The following is a 26,497-nucleotide window of genomic DNA, read 5'->3' on the forward strand; positions in this document are numbered from 1 at the left end:
TTACTCCTCTTTTCCAGAGCAGTCCCATGCATTATCTCGGTATTTCAACCATCTTGAAGGATTCTACCAGATCCCCTTCTTTAATATCATTGAAATTCTGGAATACAAATCCGCATTCATATCCTGCTCTTACTTCTTTCACATCATCTTTAAAACGTTTCAGAGATGCAAGAGGCCCGTCAAAGATGACGATTCCGTCTCTGGTAATCCTTACGGAACAGTCGCGCTCGAAAGTACCGTCCAGGACATAGGAACCGGCAATGGTACCGACGCCGGACGCCTTGAATGTCTGCCGTACTTCGGCATGGCCGAGAACCTTTTCTTCAAATACCGGATCCAGCATTCCCTTCATCGCTGCCTCTACATCTTCTATCGCATTGTAAATGACACGGTAGAGCCTAAGGTCTACGCCTTCTCGTTCTGCCGTCTCTTTGGCTGTCGCGTCCGGACGTACGTTGAACCCGATGATGATGGCATTCGATGCAGACGCAAGGCTGACATCGGATTCATTGATTGCCCCTACGCCGCCATGGATGATCTTCACGACCACTTCATCATTTGACAGCTTCAGAAGGCTCTGCTTCAACGCTTCGACAGAACCTTGCACGTCCGCTTTTACTACGATGCCAAGTTCCTTCAGGTTGCCTTCCTTGATCTGCGTGAACAGGTCATCCAGCGACAGCTTTGCTTTTGTCTCATCAAGCAGCTTCACCTTGCCCTGTGAGATGAATGTCTCTGCAAAGCCTCTAGCCTCTTTATCATTCGCGCAGCCTACGAATACTTCTCCTGCATTCGGTACGTCGTTCAGTCCGAGAATTTCTACCGGCACGGACGGGCCTGCCTCTTTGACACGTCTGCCCTTGTCGTCCATCATAGCCCTCACTTTGCCATATGCACAGCCGGCTGCGATGGAATCACCTACGTGAAGCGTTCCCTTCTGTACAAGCACCGTTGCTACCGGACCTTTGCCTTTGTCGAGTTCGGCCTCGATGATGAGTCCTCTCGCACGTCTGTTTGCATTGGCTTTCAGTTCCATAACTTCTGCGGTGAGGATAAGCATCTCCATCAGATCTGCAATTCCTTCGCCCGATTTCGCGGATACCGGCACGAAGACCGTACTTCCGCCCCAGTCCTCCGGAATCAGCTCGTATTCGGCCAGTTCCTGCTTTACCCTGTCTATATTGGCGCTCGGCTTATCTATCTTGTTGACTGCAACTACAATCTCGATTCCGGCAGCTTTGGCATGGTTGATGGCCTCCACTGTCTGTGGCATTACGCCGTCATCGGCCGCAACCACGAGTATCGCGATATCCGTAGAGCTGGCACCGCGCATACGCATGGCCGTAAATGCCTCATGGCCCGGTGTGTCAAGGAATGTAATACGTTCTCCGTTCACCTCTACGACATAGGCTCCGATATGCTGCGTGATTCCCCCGGCTTCGCGGTCTATCACATTTGTGTGCCGTATGGCGTCCAGAAGGGACGTCTTGCCATGATCGACATGACCCATGACACATACGACCGGCGGACGTTTCTTCATCTTCTTCTCATCTTCGTCTTCCTCTTTCAGAAGCTCTTCGATTACATCAATCTGCTCTTCTTTTTCACAGAGTACATCAAACTCCAGCGCAATCTCTTCCGCAGTAGCGTAATCTATCTCCTGGTTCACCGTGACTATCTTTCCCTGGAGGAACAGCTTTTTCACGATGACAGAAGGAACAATCTTCATCTTATCAGCAAGCTCTTTGATCGTAAGCACTTCAGGAATGATGATTGCCTTGATCTCTTCTTCTACCTTCACTACCTTCTGCTGTGGCTTCTGGATATCTTTTTTGATGTCAGCCTTCTGCTTCTTGCCTTTATTCCTGTCATCCTCGCCGCGGCGGTAGTCTTTCTTCTTATAGTCATCTTTACCCTTGCCCTTGCTGCGCTGCGGCTTCTGGCCTTCCAGTGCCGGGGAAGGACTAGTAGTATTCTTCTTATCGCCAGGACGGTCGTATCTCTCACCCGGTCTTCTGCTCTGGTTTCTGTCGTTCTGATACGACGGCCTGTCACCGCCCTGGGGACGTCCTGTGCGGCTTCCCTGTGGCCTGTCACCCTGTGGGCGTCCGCTCTGCGGCCTGCCATTCTGCGGGCGGCCGTTCTGCGGCCTGCTGCCCTGGCGTTCTCCGCGGCCATTATTCCTGTCTGATCCCTGTGCCGGGCGTCCCCCCTGCGGCCTGTCGTAATTCTGTGGCGGGCGGCTGCCCTGTGGTCTGTCCTGTCCCTGCTGCGGACGGGAACCCTGCGGCCTGTCGTGTGACTGCTGCGGACGGGAACCCTGCGGCCTGTCTTGCGGCTGTGACGGACGCGCGTTCTGCGGCCTGTCGTGAGACGGTGCCGGACGGGAGCCCTGTGGTCTGTCCTGGTTCTGTACCGGACGCGCACCCTGCGGTCTGTCCTGGTTCTGTACCGGACGCGCACCCTGCGGTCTGTCCTGGTTCTGTGCCGGACGCGCACCCTGCGGCTGCTTCGCAGGGCGGCCATTATTCACCTGCATAGGCCTGCCCTGGGACTGCTGCCCCTGCTGCCCTTGTCTTCCGCCCTGCCGGTTCCCGTGCCTGCCGGCATTCTGTGTGTTCTGCGGACGGAATACATGCACGATATTTTTCTTTTTCGGTGCTGCTGCCTCTTTATCCTGTGGCTCCGCTTTACCCATGCCCTTCTTTACCATATCCGCGTCTGTATCCTCCAGCGTGCTCATATGGCTCTTAACTTCTATATTTTTCTTGCCCAGGAACTCGATGATATCCTTACTGTGGACATCAAGCTCCTTTGCTAATTCATATACTTTGATTTTTGACATACTAACTACCTCCTTTATGCAATCGTATTATCTTCTGTATCCATATGTTTCCTGATTCCTTTTGCAAATCCCTCGTCAAGTACCGCAAGAGACGCCCGGAATTCTTTTCCCATTGCATGCCCCAAGGTATCTTTATCTTTATAAAAATAGATTGGCACTTCATAGAAGTCACACATGTTCTGAAATTTTTTCTTCGTGTTAGCAGATGCATCCCCTGCCACAATCACCAGCGCGGCTCTCCCCGACTTTACTTCTTTCTCCGTACAGAATTCACCGCTTGCCGTCTTGCCGGCTTTCGTGGCGATTCCTATCAGAGACAATATCCTATTCTGGCCCAAGCGATTCCATCTCCTTTTCCAGTTTATCGTATACTTCTCTTGGAATAGACTGTTTAAACGAACGCTCCAGGCCTTTATTTTTAACCGCTTTTTCAAGACACTCTCTCGCCTTGCATACATAAGCGCCCCGTCCGTTCTTCTTACCGGTCGCGTCCAGAAGAAAGTCCCCTTCTTCCGTACGGATAACCCGAATCATTTCCTTTTTCCCCTTCATTTCCTGACAGCCTACGCATTTGCGCATAGGCACCTTCCTGCTGCTGCTCAAACAATCACCCTAATCCTCTGCTTCTGTAAATTCTATCTCTTCGGTGCCATCCGCATAATCCTCCGGATACTCCTCGGCGTATTCGCCGTCAAAGCCGTCCTCATACATCTCTTCTTCATAGACACCTTCACTTAGTTCCATATAATTCTCAGGCAGTTCTCCAGACTCGATTGCCTGAGTCTCGCTCTTGATATCAATCTTATAACCCGTAAGCCTGGCCGCGAGCCTCGCGTTCTGTCCTTCTTTACCGATTGCCAGAGACAGCTGGTAATCAGGGACGATGACGCTTGCCGCTTTTTCGTCCGGATCTGCCATAACGGAGATGACTTTAGCGGGGCTTAAGGCATTCTCTATCAGTATCGCCGGATTGTCGCTCCAGTTGATGATGTCTATCTTCTCACCCCGGAGCTCATTGACGATCGTATTCACTCTTGCCCCGTTCATTCCGACGCAGGCCCCTACCGGATCCACATCCGGGTCATTGGACCACACTGCTATCTTCGTCCTGCTGCCGGCTTCTCTTGCAATGCTCTTGATCTCGACCGTGCCGTCCTTCACCTCTGTCACCTCGGACTCGAAAAGGCGCTTCACAAGCTCGGGGTGTGTACGGGAGACGAGAATCTTCGGCCCCTTGGTCGTATTCTTCACTTCTACGACATACAGCTTGATGCGTTCTGTCGGCTTGAACACTTCACCTTTGACCTGCTCGTTTTCCGTAAGCATGGCATCCGCCTTGCCGAGGTTAATGCTGATATTTTTGCCTACATAGCGCTGGACGATACCTGTCACGATATCTTTTTCCTTCTCAAAGTACTGGTCATATACAACTTTTCTCTCTTCTTCCCGGATTTTCTGCAGAATCAGGTTCTTTGCATTCTGCGTGGCAATCCGCCCGAAAGACTTGGATTCGATTGGAATCTGTACGATATCGCCAAGTTCGAAGGTGCTGTCGATTTCTCTTGCCTTCTCAAGGCTTATCTGCTCCAGGTCATCCTCTACCTCTTCCACTACAGTCTTCTCAGCAAATAGTTTATAATCACATGTCTCCCTGTCCATGATGACTTTTATATTGTCCGCTTTTCCAAAATGGTTCTTACAAGCATTCAGCAATGAATTTTCAATTGCATCCAACAGTGTCTCTTTGCTGATATCCTTTTCTTTTTCCAAAATATTTAACGCTTCTAATAACTCTGTGTTCATTACTTTTTCTCCTCCTAAAATCTAAAAATCGAACGCTAAGCGAATAAGCGCGATGTCGCTTTTGGCAAATGTTTTTAAGGTCTCATCTTCCTGCAATATCGTAACTGTACTGTCGTCATAATCTTTCAGTATCCCGTAAAATTCTTTCTGCTTATCCATCATGCGGTAGGTTCTTATCTCGACTTCTTCTCCAAGGCTCCTCCTGAAATCTTTTTCTTTCTTCAGCGGACGCCCGAGCCCCGGGGAACTTACTTCCATAATATAAGCGTCATCCATATAATCCTTCTCATCCAGTATATCGGACAGCCTCCGGCTGACCTTCTCGCAGTCATCGATATTGATGCCGCCCGGCTTGTCGATGTACGCACGCAGATACCATGTACTGCCTTCCTTCACATACTCGACATCCACAAGCTCAAACCCGTATTCTTCCACGATGGGGAGAAGAATCTCTTCCGTCTTCTGTTCGTATATTTCTCTCTTTGACAAATCCCAACTTCCTTTCCTACCAACAAAGAAGAGTGAACTTCCGTTCACTCTTCTGCCGTTTTCATTATGTAACTGTTATCCAGTATAGCACCGTTTCAGCGGAAATGCAAGGAAATACCGGAAAAACTTTACCTTCTGGACTATTTCAAACATTTCGCCCAGACAAAGGAATGCCCCTCCAGTTCCAAAGCCGTCAAATCAACCTGCTCACCTGACAGCATATCCATGTAGCTTCCAGGCTCGTTCAGCCATGCGGTCCTCTTACCGTCATGGAAGTTGAACACGCCGAGCATCCTGTCCTCATCAGTCTCTCTTATCATGCACAGTATTGAGATATCCCCCGCATCCCGCGTACAGATGCAGGCAGCTTCACCAAATACCGGTTCTGTCTTTCTGAGCTCCTCTAGCTGCTTAAGCCCCTGAAATAATTTCCCTTCCACACTCGAACCGTCTGCGCGCCTCGCCGCAAGTTCCCAATGGAATTTCCCACGGTGGATATAGCGGGAATCCAGCCGCTTCATCGCGTCTTCTTTATAAGAATAATCATTGACCTGTCCAATCTCATCTCCACTGTAGAGCATCGGTATGCCAGCCTGCATCAGCATGTAAGCATGGAGCATGATATCGAAGCGGACCGCGTGCCAGAGCTTCTGCTTATCGTTTTCAAATCCTGCGCTCTCGATGCCGCACATGGAAGCAGTCGTCCCACAGAATCTCGCGTCCCGCGTAACCGGATCATCGTTGTATAGCTCGCCCCTGCTCACGCTGCCTGGGACATTTCCTGTGAAATAATCGTTCAGATACCGTTTGTGGGGTATCTCCTTCATGCCCATATATGCAAGCGAGCCATAGTCCAGCCCCCATCCGATATCGTCATGGCATCGGAGGTAATTCAGGAATGTGTACTCCTTCGGAAGAGCATTCACGATATCGAGCTGTTGCTTCAACAGCCTGATATCTCTTGTCGCCACACTGTTCCATGTCGTTGCCATCGTTGTCACATTATATAACATATGGCATTCCGGTTTGTCCACCGTCCCAAAGTATGGAACGACCTTTTCCGGCTCCATGACGACTTCTCCCAGAAGCAGCACGCCCGGACAGACGATTTCGGCTATCATGCGCATCATGCGTACAATGGTATGGACCTGGGGCAGATTCCGGCAAGCCGTTCCCAGTTCTTTCCATATGTAGGGAACCGCGTCTAACCGGAAGATATCGATTCCCTGATTCGCAAGATAGAGAAAATGATACATCATCTCATTGAATACTCTTGGATTCTTATAATTCAAATCCCACTGATAGGAATAGAATGTTGTCATGACGAAGTGATCCATCTCAGGAAAGTAGGTGAAATTCCCCGGCGCAGTAGTCGGAAACACCTGCGGCATTGCCGCCTCATATGTGCACGGGATGTCAGAATCATGAAAGAAAAAGTAACGGCTCATATATTCTCCGTCCCCTTCCCTTGCCTTTATCGCCCATTCATGCTCACTTGACGTGTGGTTCATGACAAAGTCCATGCAAAGGTCCATCCCCCTTTTGTGACATTCATCGGCCAGAACCCCTAGCTCCTCCATCGTCCCAAGATCCGGCCTTACTTTGCGGAAGTCCTGTACCGCATAGCCGCCATCGGATCTGCCCTCCGGTGTCTCAAGGAATGGCATGAGATGGATGAAACTGGCCCCGCATTCCTTCAAATATCCGATTTTCCCCCTCATATCTTTCAAGTCTTCTGCAAAATTGTCAATGTAGAGCATCATCCCCAGCATATCCTGCTTCTTGAACCAGCCGGAATCCTTTTCCCTCCTTTCATCCCGGTTCCTGAGCTTTACCCTTCTGATTTTATAATAGCGGTAGAGCTGGCCGCACAGTTCGGCAAACATATCATCATTATGGTAGAGCTCCATATAGAGCCATCTCAGCTCATCGTGATGCCTCTCCATCCTTTTCTGAAAAATATCGTCCATCTTCGCCATTTCCTTCTCTCCTTCTTAAATGAACTCTGTATGATTCGTATTCCTCAATCTTGGGAGCCAGCACAAGCCCTGCCTCCATCAATGCACTGCCAAAATACTGCTTTTTCGTCTCCATGTCCTCATAGACTCCTTCTGGACATAGCCCTCTGAGCCTTACATAAGATACTGTCATATTGCCATGGTTATTCTGGCGGACCGCGAACAGCAAGGCCTCCTCCCCATCGTCGGAAACAAACTCCCACGCACACAGCTCATCTTCAAACGGGTTCGTCAGCCTGTAATAAAGTCCTTGCCGTATCAATGCGGCATCCGCTTTATACGTTCTGATCTGTACCCGTATTTCCTCTTTCTCCTCCTCAGACAGACCGTTCATATCCAGCTCATAGCCAAAGGAGCCTGCCATCGCAGTAACCGCCCTAGCCCGCATCGGCACCGTCCGGCCTGTCTGGTGGTTCGGGACTGCGGACACGTGGGAGCCTACTGCCGATATCGGGTACCCGAAGGAAGTGCCATACTGTATCCGAAGCCTGTCAATTGCATCCGTATTATCGCTGCACCAGATCTGGGGCGTATAATAGAGCATGCCCGCGTCAAAGCGGCCTCCCCCTCCGCTGCAGCCTTCCATAAGCATATCCGGATATTTCTTACACAGACGTTCAAGGATATCATACAGGCCGAGCATATAGTCATAGAGCACCTTCCCCTCGTTCTCACCGCTTGCCGAATACACATCGCAGATGCTCCGGTTCATATCCCATTTCATATATTCGATATTCCCCTCATCCAGAACAGAACATATCTGGCTGAACATGGCATCCACGACTTCTTTTCTTGAAAAGTCGAGCACAAGCTGGTACCTGGCCCGTACCGGATTTCTGCCGGGTATCTTCAGCACCCAGTCGGGGTGCTGCCGGTAAAGCTCGCTGTCTTCAGACACCATCTCCGGCTCCATCCATATACCGAACTTAAGCCCAAGAGCGTTCACCCGCTCAATGAGCCTGCCAAGCGTCATGCCAAGTTTCTGTTCGTTCACCTTCCAGTCCCCAAGCCCGGAATAGTCGTCATCCCTCTTTCCAAACCAGCCGTCATCCATGACGATCATGTCAATGCCGGCTTCTGCCGCCTGCCTGGCAAGCCGGTATATCGTCTCTCCATCGAAGTCAAAATATGCCGCCTCCCAACTGTTGAGCAGCACCGGCCGGACCGCTTCTTTATATTTCCCTCTGCACAGGTTCGCACGCATGCAGCGGTGAAGATTATGCGACAGGCGTGACAGTCCTTCCGATGAGTAGGTCATCATGACCTCCGGTGCGGTAAATGTCCCTCCCGGATCAAGAGGATAGCAGAACCGCTCATCCGAAAGCCCCATGAGGAGCCGGGTCTGTCCATACTGGTCCAGCTCCGCCTCCGCCTTGAACCCTCCGCTGTACACAAAGGAAAGGCCAAGGCACCCGCCCGCGTCCTCAGACGCCGCGCGTTCTGCCAGAATCATCATCGGACTGTACTGGTGGCTCGACGTCCCTCTTCTGCTTCCAATCACAAAGCTTCCATGCGCCAGGGGCTCTCTCTGATAATTCCTCTCCATAGCATGACGCCCGTAAAAAGTAATGAGATCAAAATCTCCGTTCGTAAAATCGATACACGCACTCTGTACTTTGAGCAGGCTGACCTTCTGCTCTCCTGCATTTTCAATCCGTACGCTCCTCGTAATTATGTCATGTCCCGGAAGGACGCCATACAGAAGGTGCGCCTGTATTCTTGTCACATTATCTTCCAGGATGATTTCCAGCGTATCTGCTTCCTTTTCTTCTGCATAGACAGCCGGCAGTCCGGGAAGCCCATATTTCCCTTTTCTTACTTCATGACGCTTGTACCGGAAATCACAGGCGTACGCCCCGCTTTCTTCCTGCATGGCAAAAGCAGTGCCGCGGTAGTCTCCTGTCCCGTGGCACGGAAACTCCTGGGGGAGCACGTCCATGGAATAAGTCCTGTCTTTTCCTGCGTCATAAGGATTTCCCGAGAATCCCCGGTCCAGATACGTCAGCAGATAATCCACGCTTCCCTTTACGGTTTTGCCATAATACAGATGCAGAAGGAAACCATAGCGGTCCACCTGCATCTGATAGGTCGTATTGAATGTATCTAATGTAAACGTTTGTTTTCCCTCATCATACTTAATTCCCATACTTCTCCTTCTATATGCGGCTCCATATGGTACACCACGTTGCTGAGCACATACTGGCCGTTATTTACAAAGATTTCGATTACATTCGGTTCTACGAAGATATCAAGCTCATACTTGCCACCAAGCTTCGGCGTGCAGTTGACAAGGCGGGGCCTTCCCCCAGCAGGGAACACCCTGCTTCTGTCCGTCCGGAGGCAGTCATCTTCAATCCAGATCTCATAGCCGCCCACATTAAGCCGGCTGCCTTCCATAAGCGAGGCTTTCAGCCTGAATGGCTGTTGAAAGTCAAGCTTTCCCTGATCCTCCACAACATGGGAAAAGCACTGATCCACCTCTGGATGCACACGGAAGCACACATGGCCTCCCCCGCACTTTACCACCCGGGGGAGGGAGAGGATGCCATTCCATGCTCCACGGCCGTCTCCCCTGTCGCCGGCCGCTTCCGGCATCCGCATCCATCCAATTACCACCCGTCTCCCAACCGTATCGACATTCGACTGCGGCGCATAGAAATCAAGTCCGTAATCCATATACTGGTACGTATCCGGCAGCTTCAGGTCGCACGTGTCCGGTCGGAACCGGCAGGGCGCACATACCGCATGGTGTCTGTAATCAAAGCCGTCCTCCATGATATACATCGCGGAACCTACGAATATATAGCTGCCATCCACCCGGAAGATGTCCGGGCATTCCATAATCCTGCCATAATTACTGCTTCGGTACTGGTTAAGGTATTCCCATTCCAGCCCGTTTAAACTGCGGTAGAACAAGATGCGCCCTGCCTCTTCACGGTACGTGCTCCCAAGCGCCATATAATATATACCATTGTACTCCCACACTTTCGGGTCCCTCGTGTGCCTGCTGTCCGCGGTCTCGTCATCGTGGACGACCGGGATAATCTGACGCTTTTCATTCCAGTTGTCAAACTGCATCCCATCGTCCGATATGATCATGGCCTGGCTCGTTTCAAAAGCCTCGTCCACAGCAGTATGGATGTTCTCCTTGTCTGTCTTCAGATACCGGACCGCTGAATAATACACCGCCAGTCTCCCGTCTAATTCCAGCGCGCTCCCTGAGAATATTCCATTTCTGTCATAATCTTTCGTAGGAAAAAGCGCCGTCCTATGATGCTCCCAGTGAATCAGGTCACTGCTTGTGGCATGGCCCCAGTGCATCGTCCCCCACACCGGGGCATAAGGGAAGTACTGGTAGAACATGTGGTACTGCCCCTTGTAATAGATAAATCCATTGGGATCATTGATCCAATTCCCCGGAGCCTTTAAATGAAGTACATCTTTTAACATCTGCCTATCTTCCTTTTCAAGAGCTATTTCACCGCACCAGCCACGACCCCGCTGATAATCTGCTTCTGGAGTACGATGTACAATATGAGAATCGGGATCACGCAGAGCAGGAGACCTGCCATAATCGTTCCGTAATCAGCAGAGTATGTTCCATAGAAGCTGTATGTCGAAAGCGGAAGCGTCAACAGCTTCTTGTCCGTCAGCACAAGAGACGGAAGCAGGAAGTCGTTCCAGAATGCGAGCGAGTTTAATATGACCATGGTTGATATAATCGGTTTCAAAATAGGAAACACGATTTTAAAAAATGTCTGTGTCCGTGAACAGCCATCTATGTATGCCGCCTCTTCCAGCGCCACCGGAACGCTGCCTTTGATAAAACCGTGGAACATAAACACCGACATTGTCATCGAAAATCCAACATGCATGAATATGAGCGTAGCTCTGTGGTTCAATATGTTCAATGTCCCGCCATATATGCTCACAAGGGGAATCATGATTGCCTGGAACGGGATAATCATGGAAGCCACCATAAGGGAAAACGTGATTTTTGATATTCCATTGTTATGGCGCACAATATAATAGGCCAGCATAGCCGCCAGCAGTGTCACGAGCAGAGTAGCTGAAACGGTGACAATGAGCGAATTTTTAAACGCATTCAGGAAATCCATCTGCGTGAATGCCTTTACAAAGTTGTCAAAGGACAGCCCTTTGATTGTAAAGAGCCATGAAAACGGGCTTTTGATAATATCCCTTTTCTGCTTTAATGCGTTTATCACCACCATCAGGAATGGGAACATATACGCCGCAAATACGATAACCAACCCAGCCATAGCCAGCAGGTTGGCAGCCTTCCTCTTCGTTCCGCCAATCGTAGTCTTATTCATCATGCCTCGACCTCCTTCCTTTTCGTCAGATATACCTGAATTCCGCTGATGCATGCCACAATGATAAACAGCAGGAGCGCCTCCGCCTGTCCAAGGCCAAACTGGCGGGACGTAAACGCCTTTTCATACACATGCATCGCCGCCATCTCTGTCGTTCCATAAGGCGCTCCTGCAGTCAGTGAAAGGTTGACGTCATATACCATGAATGCCCGGGACAATGTGAGGAACAGGCAGATTGTCACGGAAGACATCATAAGCGGCATCACGATACTTTTCATTTTTCTCCATCCTGTAGCACCATCTATGCTTGCCGCCTCCATCACGTCCTCGCTCAGTCCCATAAAGCCTGCCACATAGATGAGAATCATATAGCCTGACAGCTGCCAGACTGACACGGCGACCAGGGCGATAAATGCTTTCGTCGGGTCTGACAGCCAGGAGACGCCGAACAGGTTCCAGCCTGTAGACTCTCCGACGCTGACGAACACCCTGGAAAACACAAACTGCCAGATATAACCGAGAACGATACCACCTATGAGATTCGGTGTGAAAAAGCCTGCACGGAAGAAATTCTGCCCCTTGATTCCTCTCGTAAGAAGGTATGCGATTATAAACGCTATAAGATTGACGAGGATAACAACTGCTATCACATATTTAAACGTGAGCAGCAGTGAGGTCCAGAACTGGGTATCCTTCATTACGCCGCCAAAGTTCTTAAGCCCGATAAAATTTTTAACCTTTGCCACTCCGTTCCAGTCCGTCAATGTAAGATATACCCCGTAGATGAATGGTACAATTACAACTGCGAAAAAACAAAACATTCCGGGCAATGCAAATATGCAGAAATCTTTTCCTCTTTTATTTGATTTCATGTCGTTTCCCCCTCTTTTATTCCTGTTCTGCCCAGTAATCCTGTACAGCTGCCGTCAGTTCCTCTCTGTCGCTTCTGTCCGCCAGATATTTCTGCATCGCAGCGCCAAGCACTGCCCAATGGTCATTCGGCACGATGGCGGATGCATTGAACACCTCGTCTTTGCGCATTTTCTCATATATATCCCTGCTGAGCGGATCCAGCGGCTCATATGGATTATTCTGGAACGGAGGAATCAGATTACACGTTTTTACAAGCATCTGCTGTCCTGTCTCTGAATACACGATCCACTTTAAAAAGTCTTTTGCCGCCGCCTGCTGCTTTGCATCTGCATATTGCCCGTCCACCATCACCTGCTTTGAAGGGGACGCCTGGATACGGCTGTTGGCAAAATCATTTTCGTCGTTATTCATGTAATACGGGAGGAACCCATACGGATCATCGCTTTCGGCTCCCGCTTCTGCTATATTCGGCCATGCCCAGTTCCCATTGAACCAGAACGCTGTCTTTCCGTCCGCCAGGTCAATTGCCATCTCATCATAATCGGCACCGAGAGGATTGCCTTTTGCAACATTGTATTGTTTCAATATATCAAACATATCAGTGAATTGATCCATGCGGCCATATGTTTCCAGGTCAAGTTTCCCGTCCTTGATCTCTTCTATCACCTGCTGCGCTCCTTCTGACGTGCCGTCATACGTCTCATATATATACTGCAGCTGATGCGCGCCTAACGACCAGTCTTCCTTGGCAAGAGATACCGGCTTTTCCATGCCGGCGTCGACCAGCCTGTCGAGCAGTTTTGCGAACGCTTCCTGCGTCTGGATGGATGCCGGGTCGAACGCCTCGCCAAGCGTCTTTTCAATCACTGACTTGTTATAGATGATTCCGCGCCCTTCAATACATAATGGAAGACTGTACACCTTTCCGTCAATCTCGGTCACATACCCCGGTGCCTCTCCTATCCACGGTTCTCCTGATAAATCCAGTGCCTTCTCCCCGGCGAGTGCCACCACGTCCGTCGTGTCAAGGATTGCCATAGTCGGCGGATTGCCGGAGTTATACAGGCTTACCACCTTCGTGTATGGTGAATCGCCGTCTGTGACAGGCATGACCTCTACGTGGACGCCTGACTTCTTCTCATATTCCGCACCCATCTTATCCAATGCAACCTGAATCTCCGCCTTGGAATTCAACAGTGTAATCTCTGTTCCCTCAAGGGAAGAGTCGTATGGATATGTATCCACCGATGTGTCAATGGGCTCTTCTTTTTTTGCCTCATTCGGATCATCCGGATCGCTTGCAAACCCGAACCTGCATCCGGTAAGCATCGACGCCGACAGTACCCCGGCGAGTCCAAGCACGATGAATCTCGCCGCTGCTTTCTTTCTCATTCTTCATTCCTCCTTGTTTTTCTGCAATCTATTGCCCATAAAGGGGCTTATATCAACACAACCCGCGCCTCATATGGCAGGAGCACGCCTGGTTCATGAGCTTCATAGTTTGATATCAGCTCTGTACCACGGTCAGCCATCCCCTCAAATATTGTACATTGCTGAATCTTTTCACTAAAATTGCACGCCGCCACAAGCTTTTCCCCTTTGAGCGTCCTCTCATATGCGTATAGATTATCGTCATCTTCCAGCAGAGGGACAAAGGTTCCATACACGATAATGTCATGTTTCTTCCTCAGCGCAATCAGCTTTTTGTAATAGTGAAATATACTGTCAGCGTCTTCCATTTCCTTTTTTGCATTCACTGTCACATAATTTGGATTCAGTTCTATCCATGGAATCCCTTCTGTAAACCCGCCGTTTCTGCTGCCGTCCCACTGCATCGGCGTTCTTGCATTGTCACGGCTCACCGCCTTCAGACACCTGAGCATCTCTTCCCCGCTCATGACACGGGCCTTCGTATAGTCTTCATACGCATGGATACTTTCAATGTCCCTATACTGCTCTAGCTTGTCAAAGTAAGCATTCGTCATGCCAAGCTCTTCTCCCTGGTAGATATACGGGGTGCCTTTCATCATATGCAGACAGGTGGCCAGCATTTTAGCCGAGATTACTCTGTATTCATCGGAATCATTGCCGAATCTTGACACGGCCCTTGGCTGGTCATGGTTGTTCCAGTACAGGCTGTTCCACGCTTTCCCCTCAAGCTCCGTCTGCCATTTGTTCAAAACCGCCCTGAGCTTTGGCATCTCTGCACGCTTATCTGTCCATTTCCCATGCTCTCCCGCCGCCACGTCCATATGCTCAAATTGAAATACCATGCCAAGCTCTGTTCCCCTGGAATCCGCATATCTTTTGGCTTCATCAACCGTAACGCCTGCCGCTTCTCCTACTGTCAGAAGATCGTATCTGGACAATACCTCCCGGTTCATTTCCTGGAGGTATGCATGGACCTTAGGCCCATTGCACACATAAGGCTGCAAGTCTGCATAGCGTCCATCCTCAACCGTACCGTCCGGGTATGCCGGGTCTTTCGAAATCATACTGATTACATCCATCCGGAAACCATCGATTCCCTTGTCGCACCACCAACTCATCATCTCGTACACTTCTTTTCTGACTCTTTCATTCTCCCAGTTCAGATCCGGCTGCTTTTTCGAAAAGCAGTGCAGGTAATACATGTTGCTGTCCTTGTCGTATTCCCAGGCTGAACCGCCGAAGGAGGCCCCCCAGTTGTTTGGCTCCCCGCCGTCCTTCGGCTCTTTCCATATGTAGTAATCCCGGTACGGATTATCGATTGACTTTCTGCTCTCCACAAACCAGCGATGCTCATCTGATGTGTGGTTGACGACAAGGTCCATGACAATCCTGATGCCTCTGCGATGTGCTTCCGCAAGCAGCCGGTCAAAATCTTCCATGGTTCCAAAATCCTTCATAATGCTCTGATAATCAGAAATATCATACCCGTTATCCTCATTTGGAGACTGGTATACCGGAGACAGCCATATCACATCAATACCGAGTTCATCCAGATAATCCAGATGCTCTGTGATTCCATTCAAGTCTCCCACGCCATCGCCGTTACTGTCCGCAAAGCTTCGTGGATAAATCTGATAGATTACAGCTTCTTTCCACCATTTCTTTTCCATGTTTAATTCCCTCCATGAGTAACCGGTAAAGTAACCGGTTACTTTTATGGTTTTATCATATCACCCGAAGATAGAAACGTCAATTATAAAATAGATTTTCGTGTATCTCACCTATTTCGGGCTGTGAATTTATACACTTTCAACAAAACCGGTTACTTAACCGTTTACTTATTGCTTCTAAATCTTTTTTTTGTTATACTGGCTCTAGAACATTATAAAAAGCAAGTTTATACAGGCAGAAAGAGGCACATATGGCAAAGAAAAAAAACATAACATTCAATGACATCGCAAAATATACAAATTTTTCTAAAACAACCATATCCAGATACTTTAACAATCCGGATTCACTTACACTTGAGAACCAGAAAATCATTTCTGACGCTCTCATAGCTCTTGACTATAAGGAAAACAAGGTGGCGCGGATCCTCGCCAACGGGAAAACAGAATTTATCGGCATAATCGTGCCGAATATTTACCTGAATTACTACTCAGAGATGCTCAGCCAGATTCTGCTGACCTATGAAGAATTTGGATATAAATTCCTCGTATTCGCCGGAAATGAAAATGAAGAGATTGAACGCCGGTATATCCAGGAGCTTCTCGCCTATAAGATAGAAGGCATGATAATACTAAGCCATACGATACCTTCCCACGAACTTGCGTCATATCAAGTCCCCATTGTCACGATTGAGCGGGAGGACAGATATGTATGCAGCGTTAATACCGATAACTATATGGGTGCGACCCAGGCTGCAAGCCTGCTTGCCCGGCACGATTGTGACGTCCTGCTGCATATCAATTCTCATGTCCCGGAGAACTGGCCTGATTATGAACGCATCAAAGGATTCCAGGACTTCTGCCTGGAGCATGATATCCAAAATGAGATCATCTATACTGAATTGGGTACTTCTTTTGAGAGATGTTCACAGAACCTTACGTCTGTGTTTGAACGGATTGAAGAAAACTATGGCGGCCAGAAGAAAGGGATCTTTGTATCCGGCGATACTTATGCCAATCTTTTTCTGAACCTGATTGTAAGAAAGTATGGTTTTCTGCCGGATGACTACCGCATAATCGGTTTTGACAACTCTCCCATCTCCCGTGAAGCCATTATTCCAATCAGCACGATCGGACAGCAGATCGACCAGCTGGCACATGAAGCGGTCAGCCTGCTCGTAGAACTGATGAACGAACGGAAGAAGCGCAAACCTGCACCGTTTGCGCAGCCAATACACAAGGTCGTCACACCGGTCCTGATCCGGCGTGAGACAACGGAGAAAGAACCGGCGATGGGCGCATAGCTTACACAAGCGCGCCCACCTCCGGCTTCTTATCCTCTGTTCTTCACTCCCTGCGTATCTCTCCTACCCGGCTTCAGCCTGTTAAGCGTCACTTCTTTTTCCCTGAATACCACTTTTGCCTCTGTTCCTTCTTCAAAGAGATAGGCATGTTCCACTTCGTCGTTCCTCTGCAGCTTGATTCCCCTGACACCGACGGCTCCCTTTTTCTTCTCAGATACTTCCGCTGCAGGAAACCGCAGGAAGTAGCCGTCCTTCGTCTGCAGGACGATATTCTGACTGTCATTTATCACCTGCACGCTTACGAGCTCATCCCCGTCCTGGAGCTTCGTGGCCGCTATCGTGCGCTTGGCGACCTGGAATTCCATACCGTCCACCTTCTTGACCATACCGGCCTTTGTCACGAACAGCAGCTTTGCAATCTGCATCTGCTGTGCGTCACACAGATAGACTATCGTTTCCTGGGTACTGTCATAGTTGCTCACATTGTCGATCGGCTGGCCTTTGTCCCGGAATTTGCCGTGAGGCAGGTCCAGCACTTTTAACTGGTGCATCCTCCCGGTATTGGTAAAGAGACAGATCTTCCCTGTATTCATGCAGGAAAGCACATACCGGTTCTCAGTATCGGCTGCTTCCTTGTTCCGCTCATATACCGCATTGTCCACTGTCTTTGCATAGCCAAAGCGGTCCATAAGGAACACGACCTCCTGTTCTTCTATCTTATTCTCTTCAAATACTGCTGCCGCGGCATTTTCCACCGCGGTGCGCCGGGGGCGTCCATATTCCTTTTTAATCCTGTCCAGATCCTCCATGATAACTTCTGACATGGAATCATAGTTATTCAGAATATCTTCGTATGAGGCAATATTCTTAAGCGTCTCTTCATGTTCTCTTTGAAGCGCTTCTATCTCCAAGCCAATCAGCTTATATAACCGCATCTCCAGTATCGCGGACGCCTGTCGTTCGGTAAAACGGAGCATGGCTGCCATCTTCCTGGAGATGGACGTCTTGAATCTGATGTTCTCTGTCACGCCCTTCGTAAGACATGCTTTCGCGTCCTTGACCGACTGGCTGCCGCGCAGTATCTCTATGATGAGGTCGATGACGTCACACGCTTTGATAAGCCCTTCCTGTATCTCTTTCCTGTCGAGCTCTTTAACGAGCAGGTTCTTATACTTGCGGGTAGCCAGCTCGAACTGGAAGTCCACGTGATGTTCGATGATCTGCTTAAGCCCCATCGTCTCCGGCCTGCCTCCGGCTACTGCCAGCATATTGACGCCAAACGTGTCTTCCAGACGTGTCTTCTTGTAGAGCATATTCGTGAGATTCTCTACATCCGCGCCCTTTTTCAGCTCGATGACGATACGTATGCCTTCTTTGGAAGACTGGTTCGAGATATCAACGATGTCATTCGTCTTCTTCGACTCCACAAGAGCGCACACGTCATTGAGGAACTTGCCGATTCCGGCCCCAATCATCGTATAAGGAATCTCCGTCACCACAAGCCGCTTCTTGCCGCCCTTCATATCCTCTGTTTCAACTTTACCCCGGACTTTGATCTTGCCCGCCCCGCTCTCGTAGATGTCCGGCAGTTCGTCCTTATTGACCACGATTCCTCCGGTCGGGAAATCCGGCCCCTTTATATATCTCATCAGCTGCTTTGTGCTGATTTCATCATTTTTCATGTATGCCTTTACAGCATCAACCACTTCTCCAAGGTTATGGGTCGGAATGCTTGTAGCCATGCCTACCGCAATCCCCTCCGCCCCATTGATGAGCAGGTTGGGGACACGCACAGGCAGCACTTCGGGTTCCTTTTCCGTCTCGTCAAAGTTTGGGACAAAATCTACGATATCCTTATCAAGATCCGCCAGATATGCATCCTGCGTAAGCTTGGCCAAACGTGCCTCCGTATACCTCATGGCGGCCGCGCCGTCTCCCTCGATCGATCCGAAGTTCCCATGGCCGTCTACAAGAATCATGCCTTTCTTAAACTCCTGCGCCATGACTACAAGCGCATCGTAAATCGAGCTGTCGCCGTGGGGATGGTATTTACCCATCGTGTCGCCCACGATACGGGCACATTTCCGGTATGGCCTGTCATAGCGGATACCGAGCTCGTGCATATCGTAGAGCGTCCGCCTCTGTACCGGCTTCAGCCCGTCCCTCACATCTGGCAGAGCTCTGGCCACGATGACGCTCATCGCATAATCGATATATGATTTCTTCATCAGATCCGAATATTCGGTTCTTATGATTTGTGAATCCTGCATTTTATCTTCTCCTCTTATATATCCAGTTCTGCCTCGGTGGCATTTTCATAGATAAATGTCCTTCTAGGAGGAACCTCTGTCCCCATGAGCATCTCGGTTACGCCGGACGCCATCCTGGCATCTTCAATCTCTATGCGCTTCAAAAGCCGCGTCTCGGGATTCAGCGTCGTCTCCCAGAGCTGCTGGGCATCCATCTCGCCAAGGCCTTTATAACGCTGCAGCGTAAACGGGCCGTCGTGTGACCTGCGGTAGCGCTCCAATGCCTTGTCATCGTACAGGTACTCTTCTTCCCCCTTCTTCGGTATGGCTTTGTAGAGCGGAGGCATGGCCACATATACATGGCCTTCATAGATCAGTTCCGGCATGAACCGGTAGAACAACGTCAGAAGAAGCGTAGAGATATGGGCCCCGTCCACGTCGGCATCTGCCATGATGATAATCTTATCATAGCGCAGGCCGCTGATATCGAAATCATTGCCATATCCTTCTGAAAATCCGCAGCCGAATGCATTGATCATCGTCTTGATCTCCGCATTGGCAAGTATCTTGTCTATGCTTGCTTTCTCCACATTGAGAATCTTTCCGCGGATTGGGAGTATGGCCTGGAACATCCGGTCCCGCGCCGTCTTTGCAGAACCTCCGGCAGAGTCTCCCTCCACGATGAAGATCTCGCACTGCGCGGCATCCCGGCTCTCGCAGTTGGCAAGCTTACCATTGCTGTCAAAGGAATATTTCTGCTTGGTCAGAAGGTTCGTCCTGGCCTTCTCTTCTGTCTTACGGATCTTGGCTGCCTTCTCCGCACATGAGATGACTTTCTTAAGGTTGTCCAGATTCCGGTCAAAGTATCTTGTTATCTCATCGTTCGTCACTTTACTGACCGCTTTGGCGGCATCAGGGTTGTCCAGCTTCGTCTTCGTCTGACCCTCAAACCTCGGATCCGGGTGCTTGATGGAGACGATAGCCGTCATACCGTTACGTATATCTGCACCGGTAAAATTGGCATCCTTCTCCTTCAGTATACCGAGCTCCCTCGCATACTGGTTCATGACAGTCGTAAATGTCGTCTTAAATCCGGTCAGGTGGGTGCCGCCCTCGGCATTGTAAATATTGTTGCAGAACCCGAGCACGTTTTCATGGAACTCATTGACATACTGGAAAGCGGCTTCCACCTCGATGCCGTCAGCGGTCCCTTTAAAATACACCGGCTCGTGGATGGCTTCGTTTTTCTGGTTCAGCTCTTTGATAAAACCAAGGATGCCGTCAGGCTCATGATACACGATATGCTCGGGAGCCTCTCCCCGCAAGTCATCAAAAATAATCGTAAGCGCCGGGTTCAGATAAGCGGTCTCATGCATCCGGCTCTTTACTTCCTCCGCGCGGAACCTCGTCTTTTCAAATATGGTATCATCCGGTAGGAAATTCACCTTCGTGCCGGTCTTCTTCGTCTTTCCGATGGTCGGTAGAAGGCCGTCCTCCAGCTCTATGACAGGCTTGCCCCGCTCGTAACGGTCATGATGGATATATCCTTCCCTGCTTATCTGCACATCCATATAAGCAGAGAGGGCGTTTACGACAGAAGAGCCCACACCATGCAGCCCCCCGCTCGTTTTGTACGATGCATCGTCAAACTTGCCTCCTGCATGAAGTGTGGTATATACGATACGTTCTGCCGATACGCCTTTCGCATGAAGCCCTACCGGAACGCCACGGCCGTTGTCAGATACGGTTGCAGAGCCGTCTTTTTCCAGCGTCACACGTATTTCATCACAGCAGCCCGCCAGATGTTCATCTACCGCATTGTCTACGATCTCGTAGATCAGGTGGTTCAGACCTTTTGTGGAAACACTTCCGATATACATGCCTGGCCTTTTCCGGACCGCCTCGAGCCCTTCCAATATAGAAATACTGTCAGCGTCATATGTATTTTTCTTTGTCATTCCTTCTGGTTCCTTTCATGTGTATCTTCATCAATTTCCGCCTTCAAAACGGCAGAAAATTCCATGCTTTCATTATAGTAGCACAAAATATAGGGTTAATCAAACACATTTTACTTCGTCAGCACATTATCTAGTGTGTCCGCCAGGACTTCCATCGCATTTCTCATCTCTTCCACCGTATTCGTCTGCGCTCCCGCCTCTATGAGCAGCGTCTTTGGCTTCAGATGCATATTATAACGATATCCCCTCAGGTATATCCGTCTCGTGAAACCGGGGTATTTGTTTGCGGCGGAAATCTGCATCTGAAGTGAAAATGCAAGATTATCCTCTATGTATGGGTTTTTCAGATAGTCTATGTTCCCGTTGGCCTTCGTTCTGCTCAAACCGTTAAAAAACATGATCTGGGCCGTCGGCTTTCCGTTCACCTCGGTCACGAGGTGCGTCCCTTCTGCCACGCCGTCCCGGTGCAGGTCGATGACAACTTCGATGCTCGGATTCTCCTCCAGAATTTTCTGCACCTCCGGCTCTGCCAGCTGGTAAGCCTTGCTCCTGTCCAGCTTGCCGTCCACGAGATCGTAGACACCTTCATGGTGCATCGTCTGGATGCCATACTTGTCGTTCAGCAGCGTGGACAGGTAGTCGCCCATGCCCATGATGGTCGTGCTTGCATCTCCATCCTTCGAGTCAGCGAATGCTTCCTGGGAATGCGTATGGTAGATGAGGACCTTTGGGCCGTCCGACTTCTCATCTATCTTCATATCTTTCGCCATCAGCTTCTCCGCATTCAGCTCATCGGCCGAGGTCATCGTTCCACCGTCGATTACATAGAAATTACCGACGAGATACTCGTAGTTCTTCAGTTTTTCTATCGATGTATCGATTTTTGTCCCCGAAGTCTGTACGGCCTCTTCGTTCTGTTCTTTTTCGTCGTTCTGGATGAGCTTGCCGTTTTCATCGACGGCATTCTCATCGTTGGCCTGCTGTGCCAGTATCATCTCGTACGTCTCTTTATCTTCTACATCAGTATGTATGCTTGACTTCCCTTCTACATATGTACCAAGCGGCATCATATTCATGGCCGCCGTCGTCACCCAGTCTCTGAAGGAACTTCCTCTGCTCCCCTGTGTATATGCGAATCCCGGGAGATAGATCTGCTGTGATTCTTCCATGAGCATCTCGCTCAGTTCATACTTTACCTTGCCCGCCGGGTCTACATGCGTATGCATTCCGGCATAGACTGCCAGAATGCATACGGGTACTGCAATGACTATTTTATTGATCCGATGTCTTACTTTCAAAATTAAACCACGCACCTAATCTGATTACATTTTTATTGCTGTTTTAACACTATATGATGCTGCCATCGTGATTATGTGCATGTCCTCTGCAATAAACCTTCCTCTTGTCTGCAGCAGCCGATGTCCTGACTTGCCGGCCCAGGTACCGCCCTTACGCAAACAGCATGTTCAGCGCCTCCGAGATGGTGAAGCTGATCCGCTTGACCGTCTCGTCTATATCCTTTGGCGTCACGAACATCCCGTTCAGATGCGGGGAAATGAGCTCTTTTACGAGCTCATACTTTTCTGCGGCATTGTACCCCTGCATCACGACTCCCACTCCCCGAAGCGTCTCTGAAGTCTCCAGCGCCGCGATAAGATTCTCCATCGTATCGTTTACGATGGTGGCTGCATCTACTACGGTCGGAACGCCGATTGCTATGACCGGGACCCCTACCGTCTCTTCTGTAATCGCGTTCCTGTGGTTCCCCACCCCGGAACCGGGATTGATGCCCGTATCCGCAATCTGAATCGTACGGTTGAGCCGCTTTGAGCTTCTTGCGGCAAGCGCGTCAATGGCGATGATAATATCCGGTTCCGTCTCTTTGACTACGCCGCGGATAATCTCTACCGTCTCCATGCCGGTCTGGGCCATGACTCCAGGTACGATGGCGCTGATAAGATGTACCTCCTCTTCCCCCATGGCATATTTCCCGTACTCTTTCACGATATGCCTCGTGATGTTAAGATTATCGGCCACATAGGGGCCAAGTGCGTCCGGCGTGACCATACGGTTTCCGAGCCCTACCACAAGGACGGAATAGTCCTTTTTGTCCTCATCGATAAACTTCCGGAGAAATTTCATGAGCTCTTCGGACACCTCCTCGTGATACCCTTCATCTGGAACGGCCAGATTCGGCGCTTCCATCGTAATATAGGTTCCGACAGGCTTGCCCATCGTCTTGGCGCCCTTCTCTGTCTCGATCTTAACCGTGGTAATCCTTATCTCACGTTCTTCATCATAACTTTCTTCTAATACAACCCCTTGTACTTCAACATTATCTGACTCGAAACGCTCTTTCTGTTCCAATGCCAGGTCTGTTCTGATGCTATACTTCTCAATCATTTCCACACCCTCGCTTTAGTCGTCATTTAAATGCTAGTTTTTACAATATTTTGAGAAATATGTATTGACATTATGTATTCCTTGGAATAAAATGAATGAGTATGTTCCGTTAGAACGTCCGTGTCCGGATCTAACGAATATGAAATCGAAAAAAGAATTTATAAGATATTGGAGGTGGACGAGTTGGCTAATATCAAATCTGCAAAGAAAAGAATTTTAGTAAACGAAACGAAAGCTGCTAGAAATAAGGCGATCAAATCTAAAGTTAAGACCTGTATTAAGAAAGTCGAGACTGCTGTAGCTAATAAAGATGCGGCTGTAGCTGCAGACGCTCTTAAGACTGCGGTCAGAGAAATCAACAAAGCGGGCAGCAAAGGCGTATATCACAAGAATACCTGCTCTAGAAAGATTTCCCGTTTAACAAAAGCTGTAAACACGATTGCTTAATTAGAATAGAGAATCTTTGAAGAACAGCCATCCCGTCAGTGGCTGTTTTTTTCATGCCTTCCATGGAAGTGATGTCCACTCCTTGCGGGACAGGGACGTCGGCTTACCCTCCGTCCCTGTCCCGTTTGTCATCCTGAACCTGTCCACGTTTCTTACAGCTTGGAATATCCGTAGCTGTTCACCAGTGCCTCAACACGCTTTCCTTCCCCGCAGAGCGGGCAGTCTCCGGCTTCATATGCACGGTAATCCGGGAGATCTTTGCTCGTGAATATGGTCTTGATCTCCATCCCTGCTATCTTGTTCACCGCACTGAATATAGAACAGATTCCGCAGACGGTTCCGCCATAGTACAAGATAGAGTCTATGGCCCTGTGTATCGTCTTTCCTGTCGTGACAGAAGCGGCCAGTATGAGCACCTGCTGATTCTGAATCATCCGCTGCTTGTTGTCCCGGAACATTATCTGCCCGAGCATATCGAATTCCGGCGTGATGACAGAGATATTATTGCCGGCGCTCAGCGACATGCTGCTTCCGTCGGCGAGCTGTTCCGCCATGAATGTACCGATAACTTCCATCTCATCGAGGCAGACAAGCGTATTCACCATCGTATTGTTGACATACTCGTTCGACAGCTCCTTTGCCGCCTCTCTCGCATTGTTATGTCTCGTCTTGATGGTTGACATGTCAATGTAGGTGTTCAGGTGGGAATTGCTCGTGGCAAAATGCCCTTTCATTATCTTGATACGCGCTTTTGGGTTCTTGGCAGAACGAAGATCTGTAAATCTTGAATCCATCGGTCATACTCCTCCTTTTTATAATTGCTGTCTAAATCAGCTATAAACCAGAATATCCATAACTGTTCACTATCGCATCGACTTTAATCCCCTTCCTGCAAAGCGGGCAGTCATGATCCGGATACACCTGGTATCCCGGGATTTCCCTCATGGTAAAGATGGCATGGATATCGATGCCGGCAACCCTCGTTGCCGCACTGAACACGGCACACACGCCGCACACGTTTCCTCCGTAATAGACGACCGTGTCTATCGCCTGAAGCATCGTCCTGCCCGTATTGATGGAACCGGCAAGAATCAGCACGTGCTGTCCGCCTATCATCCGCTTCGTATTGTCACGGAACATCATCTGCCCAAGCTGGTTCTGCTCCGGCGCAACGACTGATATGTTGCTTTTGCCGTTGACAGATATCGCACCCGGCTCCATCAGCACTTCGGCCAGAAACGCCCCGACCGTCTCCATGCCATCCAGACAGACAATCGTATCGACCCGTGTGGACGAAAGATATGGCTCCGCCAGCACCCGGGCCGCTTCCCTTGCATTGTTACACCGGCATTTGACTGTAGATATGTCTATGTAAGTATTCACATGGGAATGGCTTCTGGCGAAGTGCCCCTGCATAATCTTAATCCTTGCCTTAGGGTTTCTCTCGGAACGTAAATCCTGTAATTTAATATCCATGGCCCACTCTCCTTCCTGCCATGATCTGCAATATTCGTGATTTATTAGATAATTATATTTTAACATACTGTACAGAAAATTACAGTAAGTATTCAGAAAACGGCGGGAATTTTGAAAGGGGTCAGACCCCTGCATACGCAGGGGTCTGACCCCTTTCAAAATTAATTATTGATCAACTTGTCTTCATCGCTCCAGCTGTAGAGCTTTCTGATCTCTGCTCCTATCTTTTCTGACGGATGTTCGGTGGCCAGCTTCCTCATTGCTCTGAAATGTGGTGCGCCGCATGCGTTTTCAGTCAGCCAGTCTTTGGCGAATGTGCCGTCCTGGATATCGCTTAAGATTTTCTTCATGGCTTTCTTCGTGTCGTCCGTGATAATCTTCGGTCCTGTTATGTAATCGCCGTACTCTGCTGTATTGGAGATGGAGTATCTCATTCCTTCAAATCCTGACTGGTAGATCAGATCCACAATCAGTTTCATCTCATGAATACACTCAAAGTAAGCGTTTCTCGCGTCATATCCTGCTTCACACAATGTCTCGAAGCCTGCCTGCATCAGCGCGCACACGCCGCCACACAATACGGCCTGCTCTCCGAAGAGGTCTGTCTCCGTCTCTGTCCTGAATGTCGTCTCAAGAACACCGGCTCTTGCTCCGCCGATACCGAGCGCATATGCAAGCGCTTTGTCAAGCGCTTTGCCGGAAGCATCCTGCTCTACGGCAACGAGGCATGGAACACCTTTTCCTGCCTGATATTCGCTTCTTACCGTGTGTCCGGGTCCCTTCGGGGCAATCATCGTTACGTCTACATTCTTTGGCGCTACAATCTGTCCGAAATGAATCGCAAACCCGTGTGCGAACATGAGCATGTTACCTTCTTCCAGGTTTGGCTCGATGTCTTTTTTGTACATTGCAGCCTGCTTCTCATCGTTGATTAGAATCATGATGATGTCCGCTTTCTTTGCCGCTTCCGCCGCTGTAAACACTTCAAATCCTTGCGCCTCTGCTTTGGCCCATGACCTGCTTCCCTCATAAAGGCCGATGATTACGTTGCATCCGGATTCTTTTAAGTTAAGGGCATGTGCATGTCCCTGGCTTCCGTAACCGATGACGGCAATCGTCTTTCCTTCTAATAAGGATAAATTACAGTCTTCCTGATAATAAATTTTTGCTGACATATGTATTCCTCCTGCTTTTCATTAC

Annotated in this window: 21 protein-coding genes; 2 read left to right on the top strand and 19 right to left on the bottom strand. The window is 49.5% G+C overall.

Going from position 1 to position 26,497, the window contains the following annotated elements; all coding sequences use genetic code 11:
- Positions 1-31 precede the first annotated feature (31 nt).
- The 12 genes from infB to HMPREF0980_RS06015 form a co-directional block, all read right to left on the bottom strand.
- Positions 32-2,845 (bottom strand): translation initiation factor IF-2, encoded by a 2,814-nt coding sequence (gene infB, locus HMPREF0980_RS18520; RefSeq protein WP_084002659.1) that lies wholly within the window; start codon positions 2,843-2,845, stop codon positions 32-34.
- A 14-nt stretch (positions 2,846-2,859) separates the two neighbouring features.
- Positions 2,860-3,183, bottom strand: a complete 324-nt coding sequence (locus HMPREF0980_RS05965) for a L7Ae/L30e/S12e/Gadd45 family ribosomal protein (RefSeq protein ID WP_049728168.1) — start codon at positions 3,181-3,183, stop codon at positions 2,860-2,862.
- The gene (gene rnpM, locus HMPREF0980_RS05970; protein ID WP_049728169.1) at positions 3,170-3,424 is read right to left on the bottom strand and encodes an RNase P modulator RnpM; all 255 of its coding nucleotides are present in this window, start codon (positions 3,422-3,424) and stop codon (positions 3,170-3,172) included. The genes HMPREF0980_RS05965 and rnpM overlap by 14 nt, the downstream gene beginning before the upstream one ends.
- 33 nt (positions 3,425-3,457) lie before the next feature.
- Positions 3,458-4,648, bottom strand: coding sequence for a transcription termination factor NusA (gene nusA / locus HMPREF0980_RS05975; protein ID WP_049728170.1), 1,191 nt, complete (start codon positions 4,646-4,648; stop codon positions 3,458-3,460).
- A gap of 21 nt (positions 4,649-4,669) precedes the next feature.
- Positions 4,670-5,137: a ribosome maturation factor RimP gene (gene rimP, locus HMPREF0980_RS05980; protein WP_049728171.1), complete on the bottom strand. Its 468-nt coding sequence runs from the start codon at positions 5,135-5,137 to the stop codon at positions 4,670-4,672.
- 140 nt (positions 5,138-5,277) lie between these two features.
- Positions 5,278-7,116 carry an amylosucrase gene (locus tag HMPREF0980_RS05985; protein ID WP_049728172.1) on the bottom strand — a complete coding sequence of 613 codons (1,839 nt, stop codon included), beginning with the start codon at positions 7,114-7,116 and terminating at the stop codon, positions 5,278-5,280.
- Entirely contained in the window at positions 7,064-9,301 is a 2,238-nt protein-coding gene (locus tag HMPREF0980_RS05990; RefSeq protein ID WP_049728173.1) for an alpha-galactosidase, read from the bottom strand. The genes HMPREF0980_RS05985 and HMPREF0980_RS05990 overlap by 53 nt, the downstream gene beginning before the upstream one ends.
- The gene (locus HMPREF0980_RS05995; RefSeq protein WP_049728174.1) at positions 9,259-10,605 is read right to left on the bottom strand and encodes a glycoside hydrolase family 32 protein; all 1,347 of its coding nucleotides are present in this window, start codon (positions 10,603-10,605) and stop codon (positions 9,259-9,261) included. Before HMPREF0980_RS05995 ends, HMPREF0980_RS05990 begins: the two co-directional genes overlap by 43 nt.
- 23 nt (positions 10,606-10,628) lie before the next feature.
- Positions 10,629-11,489 carry a carbohydrate ABC transporter permease gene (locus tag HMPREF0980_RS06000; RefSeq protein WP_084002675.1) on the bottom strand — a complete coding sequence of 287 codons (861 nt, stop codon included), beginning with the start codon at positions 11,487-11,489 and terminating at the stop codon, positions 10,629-10,631.
- The gene (locus tag HMPREF0980_RS06005) at positions 11,489-12,361 is read right to left on the bottom strand and encodes a carbohydrate ABC transporter permease (protein WP_049728176.1); all 873 of its coding nucleotides are present in this window, start codon (positions 12,359-12,361) and stop codon (positions 11,489-11,491) included. The genes HMPREF0980_RS06000 and HMPREF0980_RS06005 overlap by 1 nt, the downstream gene beginning before the upstream one ends.
- A 16-nt stretch (positions 12,362-12,377) precedes the next feature.
- Entirely contained in the window at positions 12,378-13,754 is a 1,377-nt protein-coding gene (locus tag HMPREF0980_RS06010; RefSeq protein WP_049728177.1) for an ABC transporter substrate-binding protein, read from the bottom strand.
- Positions 13,755-13,801: 47 nt separating this feature from the next.
- Entirely contained in the window at positions 13,802-15,463 is a 1,662-nt protein-coding gene (locus HMPREF0980_RS06015; RefSeq protein WP_049728178.1) for a glycoside hydrolase family 13 protein, read from the bottom strand.
- Positions 15,464-15,714: 251 nt separating this feature from the next.
- Between HMPREF0980_RS06015 and HMPREF0980_RS06020 the strand changes: the two genes are divergently transcribed.
- The gene (locus HMPREF0980_RS06020) at positions 15,715-16,764 is read left to right on the top strand and encodes a LacI family DNA-binding transcriptional regulator (RefSeq protein WP_049728179.1); all 1,050 of its coding nucleotides are present in this window, start codon (positions 15,715-15,717) and stop codon (positions 16,762-16,764) included.
- 29 nt (positions 16,765-16,793) lie between these two features.
- Here HMPREF0980_RS06020 and HMPREF0980_RS06025 read toward each other — a convergent pair whose 3' ends face one another.
- The 4 genes from HMPREF0980_RS06025 to gpr all read right to left on the bottom strand — a co-directional run bounded on the left by HMPREF0980_RS06025 (position 16,794) and on the right by gpr (position 23,374).
- Positions 16,794-19,034 (bottom strand): DNA gyrase/topoisomerase IV subunit A, encoded by a 2,241-nt coding sequence (locus HMPREF0980_RS06025; RefSeq protein ID WP_049728180.1) that lies wholly within the window; start codon positions 19,032-19,034, stop codon positions 16,794-16,796.
- A gap of 14 nt (positions 19,035-19,048) precedes the next feature.
- On the bottom strand, positions 19,049-20,971 hold the full coding sequence (locus HMPREF0980_RS06030) for a DNA gyrase/topoisomerase IV subunit B (RefSeq protein WP_049728181.1): 1,923 nt from the start codon (positions 20,969-20,971) through the stop codon (positions 19,049-19,051).
- A gap of 110 nt (positions 20,972-21,081) precedes the next feature.
- Positions 21,082-22,269, bottom strand: a complete 1,188-nt coding sequence (gene spoIIP, locus HMPREF0980_RS06035) for a stage II sporulation protein P (protein WP_242847346.1) — start codon at positions 22,267-22,269, stop codon at positions 21,082-21,084.
- 151 nt (positions 22,270-22,420) lie between these two features.
- Positions 22,421-23,374 (bottom strand): GPR endopeptidase, encoded by a 954-nt coding sequence (gpr, locus tag HMPREF0980_RS06040; RefSeq protein ID WP_049728182.1) that lies wholly within the window; start codon positions 23,372-23,374, stop codon positions 22,421-22,423.
- Positions 23,375-23,557: 183 nt separating this feature from the next.
- Between gpr and rpsT the strand changes: the two genes are divergently transcribed.
- Complete coding sequence (gene rpsT / locus HMPREF0980_RS06045; protein WP_049728183.1) at positions 23,558-23,821, top strand: 30S ribosomal protein S20; 264 nt, start codon at positions 23,558-23,560, stop codon at positions 23,819-23,821.
- 152 nt (positions 23,822-23,973) lie between these two features.
- Here rpsT and HMPREF0980_RS06050 read toward each other — a convergent pair whose 3' ends face one another.
- The 3 genes from HMPREF0980_RS06050 to ilvC all read right to left on the bottom strand — a co-directional run bounded on the left by HMPREF0980_RS06050 (position 23,974) and on the right by ilvC (position 26,472).
- On the bottom strand, positions 23,974-24,615 hold the full coding sequence (locus HMPREF0980_RS06050; RefSeq protein ID WP_049728184.1) for a type I phosphoribosyltransferase: 642 nt from the start codon (positions 24,613-24,615) through the stop codon (positions 23,974-23,976).
- Positions 24,616-24,655: 40 nt separating this feature from the next.
- Positions 24,656-25,297: a phosphoribosyltransferase gene (locus tag HMPREF0980_RS06055; protein ID WP_049728185.1), complete on the bottom strand. Its 642-nt coding sequence runs from the start codon at positions 25,295-25,297 to the stop codon at positions 24,656-24,658.
- Positions 25,298-25,458: 161 nt separating this feature from the next.
- Positions 25,459-26,472 (bottom strand): ketol-acid reductoisomerase, encoded by a 1,014-nt coding sequence (gene ilvC / locus HMPREF0980_RS06060; RefSeq protein WP_049728186.1) that lies wholly within the window; start codon positions 26,470-26,472, stop codon positions 25,459-25,461.
- Positions 26,473-26,497: the final 25 nt, after the last annotated feature.

Source organism: Dorea sp. D27, assembly GCF_001185345.1.
GTDB lineage: Bacteria > Bacillota > Clostridia > Lachnospirales > Lachnospiraceae > Extibacter.

What these genes read in the sequence shown, in the direction of transcription:
- infB (WP_084002659.1), bottom strand. Translation starts at nt 2,845, where the DNA reads ATGTCAAAAATCAAAGTATATGAATTAGCAAAGGAGCTTGATGTCCAC.
- rnpM (WP_049728169.1), bottom strand. Translation starts at nt 3,424, where the DNA reads ATGCGCAAATGCGTAGGCTGTCAGGAAATGAAGGGGAAAAAGGAAATG.
- nusA (WP_049728170.1), bottom strand. Translation starts at nt 4,648, where the DNA reads ATGAACACAGAGTTATTAGAAGCGTTAAATATTTTGGAAAAAGAAAAG.
- HMPREF0980_RS05985 (WP_049728172.1), bottom strand. Translation starts at nt 7,116, where the DNA reads ATGGCGAAGATGGACGATATTTTTCAGAAAAGGATGGAGAGGCATCAC.
- HMPREF0980_RS05990 (WP_049728173.1), bottom strand. Translation starts at nt 9,301, where the DNA reads ATGGGAATTAAGTATGATGAGGGAAAACAAACGTTTACATTAGATACA.
- HMPREF0980_RS05995 (WP_049728174.1), bottom strand. Translation starts at nt 10,605, where the DNA reads ATGTTAAAAGATGTACTTCATTTAAAGGCTCCGGGGAATTGGATCAAT.
- HMPREF0980_RS06000 (WP_084002675.1), bottom strand. Translation starts at nt 11,489, where the DNA reads ATGAATAAGACTACGATTGGCGGAACGAAGAGGAAGGCTGCCAACCTG.
- HMPREF0980_RS06005 (WP_049728176.1), bottom strand. Translation starts at nt 12,361, where the DNA reads ATGAAATCAAATAAAAGAGGAAAAGATTTCTGCATATTTGCATTGCCC.
- HMPREF0980_RS06010 (WP_049728177.1), bottom strand. Translation starts at nt 13,754, where the DNA reads ATGAGAAAGAAAGCAGCGGCGAGATTCATCGTGCTTGGACTCGCCGGG.
- HMPREF0980_RS06015 (WP_049728178.1), bottom strand. Translation starts at nt 15,463, where the DNA reads ATGGAAAAGAAATGGTGGAAAGAAGCTGTAATCTATCAGATTTATCCA.
- HMPREF0980_RS06020 (WP_049728179.1), top strand. Translation starts at nt 15,715, where the DNA reads ATGGCAAAGAAAAAAAACATAACATTCAATGACATCGCAAAATATACA.
- HMPREF0980_RS06025 (WP_049728180.1), bottom strand. Translation starts at nt 19,034, where the DNA reads ATGCAGGATTCACAAATCATAAGAACCGAATATTCGGATCTGATGAAG.
- HMPREF0980_RS06030 (WP_049728181.1), bottom strand. Translation starts at nt 20,971, where the DNA reads ATGACAAAGAAAAATACATATGACGCTGACAGTATTTCTATATTGGAA.
- gpr (WP_049728182.1), bottom strand. Translation starts at nt 23,374, where the DNA reads ATGATTGAGAAGTATAGCATCAGAACAGACCTGGCATTGGAACAGAAA.
- HMPREF0980_RS06050 (WP_049728184.1), bottom strand. Translation starts at nt 24,615, where the DNA reads ATGGATTCAAGATTTACAGATCTTCGTTCTGCCAAGAACCCAAAAGCG.
- HMPREF0980_RS06055 (WP_049728185.1), bottom strand. Translation starts at nt 25,297, where the DNA reads ATGGATATTAAATTACAGGATTTACGTTCCGAGAGAAACCCTAAGGCA.
- ilvC (WP_049728186.1), bottom strand. Translation starts at nt 26,472, where the DNA reads ATGTCAGCAAAAATTTATTATCAGGAAGACTGTAATTTATCCTTATTA.